This window comes from Euzebya sp. (assembly GCF_964222135.1).
Lineage (GTDB): Bacteria > Actinomycetota > Nitriliruptoria > Euzebyales > Euzebyaceae > Euzebya.
This window is the reverse complement of sequence record NZ_CAXQBR010000086.1, coordinates 39551-51204: the sequence shown is the minus strand read 5'-3', so window position 1 is coordinate 51204 and position 11654 is coordinate 39551. Positions and strand designations below refer to the sequence as shown.

Genomic DNA, 11654 nt, shown 5'->3' with positions numbered 1-11654 from the left:
CCGGGCACCCCGCGTGCCCGGCCGACGTCGTTCACCGGACCTGTGGAAGACTGAGACCTCGATGGCTTCGACCAGCTCCTCATCGGCGGGGCTGCGGCGCTACATCCTGACGCGGGTGGCGCTCGCGCCGCTGTTCCTGCTGCTCCTCCTGACGCTCCTGTTCGTGCTGCTGCGGATCCTCCCCGGCGACCCGGTCACGGTGGCGCTCGGCGGTCGGGCGACGCCCGAGCGGATCGAGCAGGTCCGCGAGGCGTCGGGCCTGAACGAGCCGATCCTGGTCCAGTACGTCGGCTACCTCGGCGACATCGTCCAGGGCGACTTCGGCCAGCCCGTCACCGAGGCCCGCAGCGTCGGCGAGCTGGTCGGCGACCTCGTCCCGGCGACGCTCGAGCTGTCCCTCTTCGCGATGCTCGTCGCCATCCCGGTCGGCATCGTGGTCGGGTCGTTCTCCGCGCGGTACCGCGACACCCCCCTCGACGTCGGCGGGCGCCTGTTCGGGATCGTGGCGTACTCCCTGCCGGTCTTCTGGCTGGGCATCCAGGCCCAGCTGGTGTTCTCGAACGGGTTGGGGTGGCTGCCCACCGGCAACCGGATCTCCGCACGGATCGCGCCGGTGGACGGGCCGACCGGCTTCTACGTCCTGGACGGGCTGCTGGCGGGGAACTCCGAGTTCACCCTCGCCGCGCTCGAGCACCTGATCCTGCCCGGCGTGACCCTCGGCCTGGTCATCTCCGGCGTCTTCGTCAGGATGGTGCGGGTCAACATGCTCCAGACCCTCCGCGCGGACTACGTCGAGTCCGCCCACGCCCGTGGCGTGCGGGACCGGCCGGTCCTCTTCCGCCACGCGTTCAAGAACGCCCTCGTCCCCGTCATCACCATCATGGGCCTGCAGTTCGCCCTGCTGCTCGGCGGCGCGATCCTGACCGAGACGACGTTCTCCTGGCCCGGCATGGGGACGAAGCTCGTCGACTTCATCAACGCCAGGGACTACGTCGGCGTGCAGGGGCTGGTGACCGTCATCGCCATCGTGATCGTCGCGGTCAGCCTGCTCATCGACGTCATCCACGGCCTGATCGACCCGCGGGTGAGGTACTGATGCGCGCCCGCGTCGAGAAGGCCCTCCGCCCGTGGCGCCGCGCGAACCGCGGGGCCCGCTGGCTGGTCGTGACCGGTTTCCTGATCGTCGCGTCCTTCGGCGTCCTCGCCGTCTTCAGCGGCACCATCGCGCCGTACGAGGAGGCGCAGTACTGCAGCGACGCGATCTACAACCCCGAGAACCGCGCCTGCATCGGCGACGTCGAGGAGCAGATCCCGCGCCGCGGGGAGCCGTCCTCCGAGCACCCCTTCGGCACGACCGACTCGCGCTTCGACGTGCTCAGCCGCGTGATCATCGGGTCCCGCATCGCCTTCGCGGTGGTCATCTTCGCGACCGCGTTCGCCATGTTCATCGGGGTGCCCCTCGGGCTGTTCAGCGGGTACGTCGGCGGCAAGGTCGACCGGGTCCTCGTGATGGTGATGGACACGATCTACGCCTTCCCGTCCCTCCTCCTCGCCATCATGGTCGCCTTCGTGCTGCGCACGAGGCTCGAGGAGATCGGCATCGACGCCCCCTTCGCCCCGGCGGCGATCAGCGTCGGGACCGTCTACGTCCCGCAGTACTTCAGGGTCATCCGCAACCACACCCTGAGCGTGAAGGAGGAGCCGTTCGTCGAGGCGGCGCGCTCCCTCGGCGCCAAGCCGCGGACGATCATGAGCCGCTACATCTTCTTCAACGTGGTCAGCTCGATCCCGGTCCTGTTCACCCTGAACGCCGCCGACGCGGTCCTGACGATGGCGTCCCTCGGCTTCCTCGGCTACGGCATCCAGTTCCCCTCCGCCGAGTGGGGCCTCGACGTCTCCCAGGCGCTCGGCGACGCGGTCAGCGGCTTCTGGTGGACGTCGTTCTGGCCGGGACTGGCCATCACCGTCCTCGTGACGGGCCTGACGTTGATGGGGGAGGGGCTCAACGACATCGTGAACCCGCTGCTGCGCGTCAAGGGCTACAAGGGGAAGGTGAAGGTGCGCGCCCGCGAGGCGATGGCGCTCGCGGGGGAGCGCACGCGCGACGCCGCGTACGACGGGCCGCTGACCCGCGACGAGGGGCCGGCCGCCGACGCCGGCAGCACCGCCGGGACGGGCGCAGGGGATCGCTGACGTGGCCCCCACCTCCTCGGGCGGTGAGGCCGCCCTCAGCGTCCGCGACCTCCACGTGGCCTACGCCACGCCGGGCGGCATGCTCGGCGCGGTCGACGGGGTGTCCTTCGACCTCGCGCGCGGCGAGTCCCTCGGCGTGGTCGGCGAGTCCGGCTGCGGCAAGTCGACGATGGGCAAGGCGCTGATGCAGCTGCTCCCGCCCGGCGCGGAGATGTCCGGCTCGGTCGTCCTCGACGGCGAGGAGCTGGTCGGCACGTCCGCGCGGACCCTCCGCCGGGTCCGCGGCGACCGCATGTCGCTGGTCTTCCAGGAGCCCATGACCCGTCTCGACCCGCTGATGAAGGTCTCGGACCACTTCGTCGAGGCGATCCGCGCCCACCGGCCCCGCACGCCCAAGGCCGATGCCCGCCGGATGGCCCGCGAGGCGCTCGCCAACATGGGGATCCCGCCGACGCGCGCCGACAACTACCCCCACGAGTTCTCCGGCGGCATGCGCCAGCGGATCATGATCGCCCTCGGCATCGTGATGCAGCCGGCGGTCGTGATCGCCGACGAGCCGACGACCGCGCTCGACGTGATCGTGGAGGCCCAGATCCTCGACCTGCTCGACCGCCTGCGCAGCGACGAGGAGGTCGGCCTGATCCTCATCACCCACAACCTCGGCATCGTCGCGGAGACCTGCGACCGCGTGGCGGTGATGTACGCGGGCCGGATCGTGGAGATCGGGCCGGTCGAGGAGGTGTTCGCCGCCCCGGCGCACCCCTACACCCAGGGGCTGCTCCGCAGCGTCATCTCGGTCGACACCACCGAGCTGGCCTCGATCGACGGGTCCCCGCCCAACCTGATCGACCCGCCGGACGGCTGCCGGTTCGCGCCGCGGTGCGACCAGCGCTTCGAGGACTGCCCGGTCGTGGACCCGGTCCTCGGCCAGGTCACCCCGGCGACGCGGGCGGCCTGCCTGCTGCACCCGACCGCGTACCCCGCCCGGACCGAGGTCGCGTCATGAGCGAGAGGACCGCCCTGGCCGACCAGGACCTGGCCGGACGTGACACGACCGAGGAGGACGGCATCCTGCTGCGCGTCCGCGGGCTCCAGACCCACTTCGGCCAGGGCGGCGGCCTGTTCCGCCGGGGTGCGCCCCAGGTCGTGAAGGCCGTCGACGACGTCACGTTCGACCTCCGCAAGGGCGACATCTTCGGCCTGGTCGGCGAGTCGGGGTCGGGCAAGACGACGCTCGGCCGCACCATCCTGGGCCTGGCCCCGGCCACCGCCGGCCATGTGTGGTGGCGCGGCATCGACCTCGCCGCCATCCCCGAGCGGGAGTTCCGACCGCTGCGCCGCCGGATGGGCATGGTGTTCCAGGACCCGAACGCGTCGCTGAACCCGGCGATGACGATCGTCCAGGGCGTCGGCCACCCCCTGCGGATCCACGGCATCGCCACCGACCGCGCCGAGGTCCGCCGCCGTGTGGCCGAGATGCTGGAGCGCTGCGGTCTGACCCCCGCCGAGCGCTACCTCGACACCTACCCCGAGGACGTGAGCGGCGGCCAGAAGCAGCGGGTGGTGATCGCCCGCACGCTGATCACCGAGCCGGAGCTGGTCGTCGCGGACGAGCCGGTCGCCGCGCTCGACATGAGCGTCCGGGCGAAGGTGCTCGAGCTGATGCTCGACCTGAAGGAGCAGCTCGGCCTGACCTACCTGTACATCACCCACGACCTGACCAGCGGCCGGTTCGTGTGCGACCAGATCGGGATCATGTACCTGGGTGAGCTGGTCGAGTGGGGCGACGCGGCGGCGATCTACGATGATCCCCAGCACCCCTACACCGACGCGCTGCTCGGCGCCGTGCCCCTGCCCGACCCCTCCCGGAAGGGCCGTGACAAGCAGCTGCCGGTCGGTGAGATCCCCGATGCGCTCGATCCGCCGGCCGGGTGCCAGTTCCACCCCCGGTGCCCCCGCGGGTTCGAGCCGTGCGGCTGGGAGGGCGCGGACCTTGTCGACTTCCTCGAGCGGCGTTGGACCGAGACCGACGTGGCGACCTTCGAGCGGGAGATCGCCGCGACGGGCCCGTTGACCGCCGTCGAGGTCGACCGGCACACCGCCCGGTTCACCGCCGGAGAGGACCGCGACCTGCTCGCGCTCCTCGAGTCGCTCCGCACCACCGGGGAGCACCGGATCTTCACCGCCGTGACCGACATCACGACCGACGGCGGCGACGTCGTCGTGCGCTTCGGCGACGGCCCGGCCCCCGCCCTCCAGCCCGTCGAGGGGCGCATGGTCGCCTGCCACCTGCACGGGATCGTCCCCCGCGAGTCGACCTGACCGGGCGTGCGCCGGACCTGACACGCATGTCAGGTCCCTTGGCCGCCGGCTCGGGGACTGGCAGGATCGGCTGCGTGGCACCTGCCAAGACGTCTCGTGCAGCCCGGACGCGTGAACGCCTCCGGGCTGCGGCGCGTGAGGCGTTCGACGAGCTCGGCTGGCAGGGCACCCGGGTGCAGGACATCGCCGAGCGGGCCGGCGTCAGCCACGGCACCTTCTACACCTACTACGAGAACCGCAACGCCGTCCTCGTCGACCTGGTGACCGACACGATGGCGGCGTTCATCGAGCTGGTCAGCCAGCCGTGGGAGGGCGAGGACGTCAAGACCGCCCTCCAGAAGGTCATCGGCGGGTTCCTCGACACCTACGAAGGTGACGCCCCCGTCATGCACACCTGGATGCAGGCGTCGCGGGAGGACCCGGAGTTCGGCGCGCTGTACCTCGACCTGCGCCAGCGCTTCGTCGACCGGATCACCGAGCAGGTCGAGGGGGTGCTGCTGGTGTCGGGCCGACGCGGGCAGGTGCCACCGCCCGCGTCGATCGCCGCCGCCCTGGCCGCCATGGTCGAGCACTTCGCGTACTGCCACTTCGTGCTCGGCGACGCCTACGACCGGGAGTCCGCACTCGACAGCCTCGTGCTGGTCTGGGGCAGCACGATCAACAGCCTCGCCGGCTTCGACGTGATGGACCTGACCGCGCTCGGTGATGCCCACCGCACCTGACGGCCGCTGCGCGGGGAACCCGGGCGGGGCGTCGGCTGTTGATGGCTCCCCCCTCCCGACCGGGGTACGTTGGGCGCGGCCCGCGACGCTGTCCGAGCCCGCCGCCCGGTGGGCTCGCGCACCAGCCGAGGGGGTCGGAGGTCCCTTGAGCGCGCTCCTCACCCCGCCACCCACCTCCCCGGACATCCCGGGGCGGATCGGGCCGCCCGCGGCCACGTGCCGGCGGGGAGCGGAGCCCCAGAAGTCGCTGGTCCTCAACGCCTCGATGGAGCCTCTCTGCGTGGTCCCGGCCCGCCGGGCGCTGGTCCTGACCCTCACCGGCAAGGCCGAGATCCTCCACGTCGGGGGCACCCTGTACCGCAGCGAGCACCTGGAGATGTCCAGCCCGTCGGTGGTCAGGCTCCGGCGCTACGTCCGCGTCCCGTACCGACGTCGCGCCACGCTGACCCGCCGCGGGGTGTTCATACGCGACGGCCACACGTGCCAGTACTGCGGCCGTCCCGCAGAGAACATCGACCACGTCCACCCCCGGAGCCGCAGCGGCGCGCACGAGTGGGAGAACGTGGTCGCCGCGTGCATGCGGTGCAACTCGAAGAAGGGCGATCGCACGCCCGGCGAGGCGGGGATGTCCCTCACCCGCCGGCCGTTCGCGCCGAAGGCCGCCTTCTGGATGGTCGTCGCGGTCGGGACCGTCCGCCCGGAGTGGGAGACCTACCTGGGTGACGTCCTCACCGCCGCGTGACGGGCGTGGCTAGGCTGCGGGCGCATGCAGCTGCGTGAGGTGCCCCGTGCCCGCTGACGGCCGCCTGTCACCGGAGGTGCGCCGCGCGACGCTGCGCCGCCTCGCCACCGAGCAGCTCGACGTCCTCGTCATCGGGGGAGGGGTGACGGGCGCCGGGACCGCGCTCGACGCGGCCTCCCGCGGCCTGTCGGTCGGGCTGGTGGAGGCGCGGGACTACGCCGCGGGCACGTCCAGCCGGTCGAGCAAGCTGATCCACGGCGGCCTGCGGTACCTCGAGCAGCTCAACTTCGCCCTGGTGCACGAGGCGCTGGGGGAGCGGACGCTGATGCTCGACCGGCTGTGCCCGCACCTCGTCCGGCCCATCCCGTTCCTCTACCCCCTCGCCCACCCGGTCTGGGAGCGCGCGTACGTCGGCGCGGGCATCGCGCTGTACGACCTGATGGCCGGCCGCACGGGCATGCCGCGCCACCGCCACCTCAGCCGCCGCAAGACCCTCGAGATCGCCCCGTCCCTGCGAGCAGAGGCCCTCGTCGGGGCCATCCGGTACCACGACGCGCAGGTCGACGACGCCCGCCACACCCTCGCGGTGGCCCGCACCGCGGCGCGCCACGGCGCGCTGATCGCCAACTCCGCCCGGGTGGTGGACCTCGCGACCGAGGGCGAGCGGGTGGTCGGTGCCGTCGTCCGCGACCTCGAGGGCGGAGACGAGTTCACCGTCCGCGCCCGGCAGGTGATCAACGCGACTGGGGTGTGGACCGACGACGTGCAGTCCCTCGTGGGGCGGGGGCGCATCAAGGTCCGGGCGTCCAAGGGCATCCACCTGGTGGTTCCGCGCGACCGCATCCACTCCGATGCGGGCTTCATCACCCGCACCGCCTCGAGCGTGCTGTTCGTCATCCCGTGGATGGCGCCGCCCCACACCCGCCACTGGATCATCGGGACGACCGACACCGACTGGGAGCTCGACAAGGCCCATCCCGCGGCGTCGGCCGCGGACATCGACTACCTGCTCGGCGAGGCCAACAAGTGGCTGAACGTGCCGCTGACCCGCGCGGACGTCGAGGGCGTGTACGCCGGCCTGCGCCCGCTGCTGTCGGGGGAGTCCGAGGCCACGTCGAAGCTGTCCCGCGAGCACGCGGTCGTCCAGGGCGTGTCGGGCATGCTGACCGTCGCCGGCGGCAAGTACACGACGTACCGCGTGATGGCGGCCGACGCCGTCGACGCCGCCGCCCGCGGGCTGGACCGCGCGGTCCCGCCGTCGCCCACCGACCACCTGCCGCTGATCGGCGCGGACGGCTACCACGCGATGTGGAACCGCCGTGAGGCGCTGGCGACCGCGTCAGGCCTGCACGTGGCCCGCATCGAGCACCTGCTGCGCCGCTACGGCTCGGAGATCACGCGGCTGCTCGACGAGGTCGCGGACCGCCCGGAGCTGGCCGAGCCGATCCCCGGCGCCCCGGACCACCTGCTGGTGGAGGCGTGGTACGCAGCGGCGTGGGAGGGGATGCTCCACCTCGACGACCTGCTCACCCGCCGCACGCGGATCTCGATCGAGACCTTCGACCGCGGCATCCGCGCGGCCGAGTCGGTCATCGACGTGGTCGCCCCGGTGCTCGGGTGGGACGACGACGACGTCGAGCGGGAGCTGTGGCACTACCGCGCCCGCGTCGAGGCCGAGCGGGACTCCCAGGCACAGGCAGACGACCGCACGGCGGACGCCGCACGGCTCGGCGCGCCGGACGTGCGCACCGGTGCCGCCAGCACGCCGACGAGCGGTTAACCTCCCCCCGATGGACCGCGCTGCTGTGCCCACCCCCGCCCCCTCCGACGGCGGGGTCCGCTGATGGCCGGCGGGCTGTTCGGCCTGCTGGACGACGTCGCCGCCCTCGCGCGGCTGGCGGCGGCCTCGATCGACGACGTGGGCGCCGCCGCCGGCCGGGCGGCGACGAAGGCCGCCGGCGTGGTCATCGACGACGCCGCCGTCACCCCGCAGTACGTCCACGGCCTGGCAGCCGAGCGCGAGCTGCCGATCATCAAGCGGATCGCGGTCGGGTCGTTCCGCAACAAGCTGCTGATCATCCTCCCGGCCGCGCTGCTGCTCAGCGAGTTCCTGCCCGGGTTGCTGACCCCGATCCTGATGGTCGGCGGCGCCTACCTGTGCTACGAGGCCGTCCACAAGATCTGGGGCGCGATCAGCGGGCACGGGCACGGCGGGGAGGAGGGAGACGAGCCCCCGTCGGAGGACACCGTCGTCGCCGGGGCGATCCGCACCGACCTGATCCTGTCGGCTGAGATCATGGTCATCGCCCTCAACGAGGTGGCCGAGGAGGGGTTCCTCAGCCGCCTCGCGATCCTCGTCATCGTCGCGATCGCCATCACCGTCGTGGTCTACGGCGCGGTCGCCCTGATCGTGAAGATGGACGACGTCGGCGTGCGGCTGGCCTCCTCCGGGGAGGGGGCGTCGGCGAGGCTGGGGCGCTCGCTCGTGACGGCGATGCCGCGCGTCCTGACCGCCCTGTCCATCATCGGCACCGCCGCCATGCTGTGGGTCGGCGGGCACATCGAGCTGATCGGCCTCGACGAGCTCGGGTTCCACGCCCCGTACGACCTGGTGCACGGCTGGGAGGAGGCGATCCGCGAGGCCGTCGACGGCGCCGGCGGGATCCTCGCCTGGATCGTCAACACCATCGCCTCGGCCATCCTCGGCCTGATCGTCGGCATCCCGCTGGTCGCCGCCCAGCAGGCCTGGACGTCCCGCCGGGGCGACGGGGTCGCCGCGCACTGACGGTCCACGCCCGTCCGGGGCCGGCGGCGCCGTAGGCGCTACAGCCTGGTGTTCTTGCCGATCACGACGATGCCGTCGTCGGTGACGGTGAAGCGCTCGCGGTCGGCCTCGAGGTCGACGCCGATGCGGGCCCCCGCGGGGACGTTGACGTTCTTGTCGATGATCGCGTTGCGGATGATCGCGTGGCGGCCGACGTTGACGCCGTGCATCAGCACCGAGTCGGTGACCTCGGAGAAGCTGTGCACGTGGACGCCGGGAGACAGGATGCTGCCGGACACGCTGCCGCCGGACACGACCACGCCGGGGCACACCATCGAGTTGACCGCCCGCCCGGTCCGGTCCTCCTCGGCGTGGACGAACTTGGCGGGCGCCCGCGGGGGCATCCAGGTGAGGATCGGCCAGCGCTCGTTGTAGAGGTTCAGCGTCGGGTTGATGCTGACCAGGTCGAGGGAGGCGTCCATGTAGGCGCGGATGGTCCCGACGTCGCGCCAGTAGCCCTTGTCCGCATCGGTCTGACCGGGCCAGGAGTTGGCGGAGAAGTCGTAGACCGCCGCCTCGCCCTTGTCGACGAGGTAGGGGATGATGTCGCCGCCGAGGTCGTTGTCGGACCCCTCGTCCTTCGCGTCCCGGCGGACGGCCTCGACCAGCGCGTCGGTCGAGAAGATGTAGTTCCCCATCGAGGCGTACGCCATCTCCGGGTCGTCGTTCGTGGGCGGCGGGTCGTCGGGCTTCTCGAGCCACCCGGCGATCCTCCGGCCGTCCTCCGCCGGTTCGATCACGCCGAACGCCGTCGCCTCGTCGAGGGGGACCCGGATGCCGGCGACCGTGACGCCGGCGCCGGACTCGATGTGCTGGCGCAGCATCTGCCGCGGGTTCATCCGGTAGATGTGGTCGGCGCCGAACACGATGACGTGGTCGGGCTTCTCGTCGCCGATGATGTTGAGGTTCTGGTAGATCGCGTCAGCTGATCCGGCGTACCAGTGCTTCCCACGACGCATCTGGGCCGGGACCGGGGTGACGTAGTGGCCGAGGAGGGGCGAGAGCCGCCACGTCTGGTTCAGGTGGATGTCCAGGCTGTGGCTCTTGTACTGGGTCAGCACGACGATGCGGGTGAAGTCCGCGTTGACCAGGTTCGACAGGACGAAGTCGATGATGCGGTACATCCCCGCGAAGGGGACCGCCGGCTTCGCCCGGTCCCGCGTCAGGGGGGCGAGGCGCTTCCCCTCGCCGCCGGCGAGGACCATGGCCAGGACCTTCGAGTTCCGCATGGCCGGGACCCTACCCCAGGGACCTGGGCCTCCAACGCCGGACGCCGCCCCCGGTGTGGGGACGGCGTCGCGGTGGTCAGGTGGTCGGTCGGCGGGTCAGCCGGCCTCGTAGCAGGGGACGTCGCCGAACTCGAACGCGGCGGCGGTCTCACCCTCGTAGAAGCCGGTGCTCTCGAGGCCGCTGCCGACCTCGGTGCTGGGCGTCCCGATGGAGGAGATCCGGACCGCGGACCCGTTCGGGTCACCGGACAGGTTGCCGGCGCCCTCGGGCAGCATGCCCTCGTAGTCGACCTCGGTGATCTGGCTGATGGCCTCGCGGAGGCCGGCGCGGGTCAGGTCGCCGTTCTCGGCGGCCTGCTCGAGCACGGCCAGCAGCGGGTAGGACCACGCCCACCCCGAGGTGTAGCCGTCGTTGCCCTCGACGTCGCCGAGCGCGTCGCGCATCGCCTGGTGGCCCGGCGTGTCGGACTCGAACGGCTGCCACGGACCGGCGACGATCACCTGCGCCTCGACCGCGGGTGCGGCCGGGGACTGCAGCAGCGCCGGGTTCCAGGCGGGGCCGTTGAAGATGAAGCGGCCCTGGAAGCCCTGGGCGGCCGCCTGGCCGACCAGCGTGCCGGCCTCGGCCGGACCGGTGGTGATGATGACCGCGTCGGGCGACTGCCCGACGATCTGGCCGATCGCCTCGCCCTGGTTGTCCTGGCCTGGCGTGCTCGGCACGTCGATGAACTCCGCGCCGTTCTGCTCGGCCCAGATGCGGGCCCCGGCCGCGCCGTCGTCGCCGTAGTCACCGGGGTAGTGGACGGCCATGACCGTGCCGATCTCCGCACCCCCCTCGTTCGCGAGGTAGTCGAGGCCGTTCATCGACTCGACGCAGTAGGTGCCACCGGACTCGACGATGACGTCGCTGAACAGCCACGCGGAGGTCCACGACGCCGGGGCCCCGACCACGTCGTTCGCCTCCATGTCGTCGAGGATCGCGAAGGTGGTGGGGGAGCCGAGGGTCTGGGCCAGCGCCAGGACCTCGCCCTTGATCTCCTCGTACAGCTGGGAGTGGACGTCCGGGCTGTACTGGTTGTCGCGGACGTACTCGCTGACGTTGACGTCGAACCCGCCGACGCCGCCCTCCTCGTTCACGCGGTTCCAGAACGCGGCCTGCGCGTCGGTGATCGGCACGGCCAGCGCGGCGAAGGGCCCGACGGTCAGGTCTGACAGCGTCCCGAGGTAGATGCAGCCGTTGTCGGGGTTGACCGCGTCGGGGCAGGCCTCCTCGGTCACACCCACGTCGAAGGTGACGTCACCGGCTGGCGCCTCCCCTCCCTCGTCCTCGGTGGCCGCGGGCTCCTCCTCGGTGGCCGCGGGTTCCTCCTCGGTGGGGGCGGGCTCCTCCTCGGCCGGCTCCTCCTCCTCGGCGGCGGTGTCCTCCGTGGCATCGGCGTCGCCGCCCTCCGCCCCGTCGTCATCGGACCCGCGGCAGGCGGTCGCGAGCAGCGACAGCAGCGCGAGCATCAGGACCAACGTGGTCCAACGCGAGTGCAACCTCATCGTTCGAGCTCCTTGTGTTCCGGCGGTTCCCTCCACCGCCACGTGGGTGCAACCTACTACCGATGTAGGACGAGGGG

10 protein-coding genes are annotated in these 11654 nt (G+C 71.9%); 8 read left to right on the top strand and 2 right to left on the bottom strand.

Going from position 1 to position 11654, the window contains the following annotated elements; all coding sequences use genetic code 11:
- Positions 1–61: 61 nt before the first annotated feature.
- The 8 genes from ACEQ2X_RS19025 (at position 62) to ACEQ2X_RS18990 (ending at position 8764) form a co-directional block, all read left to right on the top strand.
- On the top strand, positions 62–1096 hold the full coding sequence (locus ACEQ2X_RS19025) for an ABC transporter permease (RefSeq protein ID WP_370327435.1): 1035 nt from the start codon (positions 62–64) through the stop codon (positions 1094–1096).
- Positions 1096–2193 carry an ABC transporter permease gene (locus ACEQ2X_RS19020; protein WP_370327434.1) on the top strand — a complete coding sequence of 366 codons (1098 nt, stop codon included), beginning with the start codon at positions 1096–1098 and terminating at the stop codon, positions 2191–2193. Before ACEQ2X_RS19025 ends, ACEQ2X_RS19020 begins: the two co-directional genes overlap by 1 nt.
- Before the next feature lies 1 nt (position 2194).
- Positions 2195–3199, top strand: coding sequence for an ABC transporter ATP-binding protein (locus ACEQ2X_RS19015; RefSeq protein WP_370327433.1), 1005 nt, complete (start codon positions 2195–2197; stop codon positions 3197–3199).
- Positions 3196–4515 carry an ABC transporter ATP-binding protein gene (locus tag ACEQ2X_RS19010; RefSeq protein ID WP_370327432.1) on the top strand — a complete coding sequence of 440 codons (1320 nt, stop codon included), beginning with the start codon at positions 3196–3198 and terminating at the stop codon, positions 4513–4515. Before ACEQ2X_RS19015 ends, ACEQ2X_RS19010 begins: the two co-directional genes overlap by 4 nt.
- A 74-nt stretch (positions 4516–4589) precedes the next feature.
- Positions 4590–5237 (top strand): TetR/AcrR family transcriptional regulator, encoded by a 648-nt coding sequence (locus tag ACEQ2X_RS19005; RefSeq protein ID WP_370327431.1) that lies wholly within the window; start codon positions 4590–4592, stop codon positions 5235–5237.
- A gap of 145 nt (positions 5238–5382) precedes the next feature.
- Entirely contained in the window at positions 5383–5979 is a 597-nt protein-coding gene (locus tag ACEQ2X_RS19000) for an HNH endonuclease (RefSeq protein ID WP_370327430.1), read from the top strand.
- A gap of 46 nt (positions 5980–6025) precedes the next feature.
- On the top strand, positions 6026–7759 hold the full coding sequence (locus tag ACEQ2X_RS18995) for a glycerol-3-phosphate dehydrogenase/oxidase (RefSeq protein WP_370327429.1): 1734 nt from the start codon (positions 6026–6028) through the stop codon (positions 7757–7759).
- Positions 7760–7822: 63 nt separating this feature from the next.
- Positions 7823–8764: a DUF808 domain-containing protein gene (locus ACEQ2X_RS18990; RefSeq protein WP_370327428.1), complete on the top strand. Its 942-nt coding sequence runs from the start codon at positions 7823–7825 to the stop codon at positions 8762–8764.
- 38 nt (positions 8765–8802) lie between these two features.
- On the opposite strand, the gene glgC is transcribed toward ACEQ2X_RS18990, so the two are convergent.
- Both glgC and ACEQ2X_RS18980 read right to left on the bottom strand, forming a co-directional pair.
- Positions 8803–10032, bottom strand: a complete 1230-nt coding sequence (gene glgC, locus ACEQ2X_RS18985) for a glucose-1-phosphate adenylyltransferase (protein ID WP_370327427.1) — start codon at positions 10030–10032, stop codon at positions 8803–8805.
- Positions 10033–10128: 96 nt separating this feature from the next.
- Positions 10129–11577 carry an ABC transporter substrate-binding protein gene (locus ACEQ2X_RS18980; protein ID WP_370327426.1) on the bottom strand — a complete coding sequence of 483 codons (1449 nt, stop codon included), beginning with the start codon at positions 11575–11577 and terminating at the stop codon, positions 10129–10131.
- Between the last annotated feature and the right edge of the window lie 77 nt (positions 11578–11654).

Coding starts and splice junctions, on each gene's coding strand:
- ACEQ2X_RS19025 (WP_370327435.1), top strand. CDS start 62: ATGGCTTCGACCAGCTCCTCATCGGCGGGGCTGCGGCGCTACATCCTG.
- ACEQ2X_RS19020 (WP_370327434.1), top strand. CDS start 1,096: ATGCGCGCCCGCGTCGAGAAGGCCCTCCGCCCGTGGCGCCGCGCGAAC.
- ACEQ2X_RS19010 (WP_370327432.1), top strand. CDS start 3,196: ATGAGCGAGAGGACCGCCCTGGCCGACCAGGACCTGGCCGGACGTGAC.
- ACEQ2X_RS18990 (WP_370327428.1), top strand. CDS start 7,823: ATGGCCGGCGGGCTGTTCGGCCTGCTGGACGACGTCGCCGCCCTCGCG.
- glgC (WP_370327427.1), bottom strand. CDS start 10,032: ATGCGGAACTCGAAGGTCCTGGCCATGGTCCTCGCCGGCGGCGAGGGG.
- ACEQ2X_RS18980 (WP_370327426.1), bottom strand. CDS start 11,577: ATGAGGTTGCACTCGCGTTGGACCACGTTGGTCCTGATGCTCGCGCTG.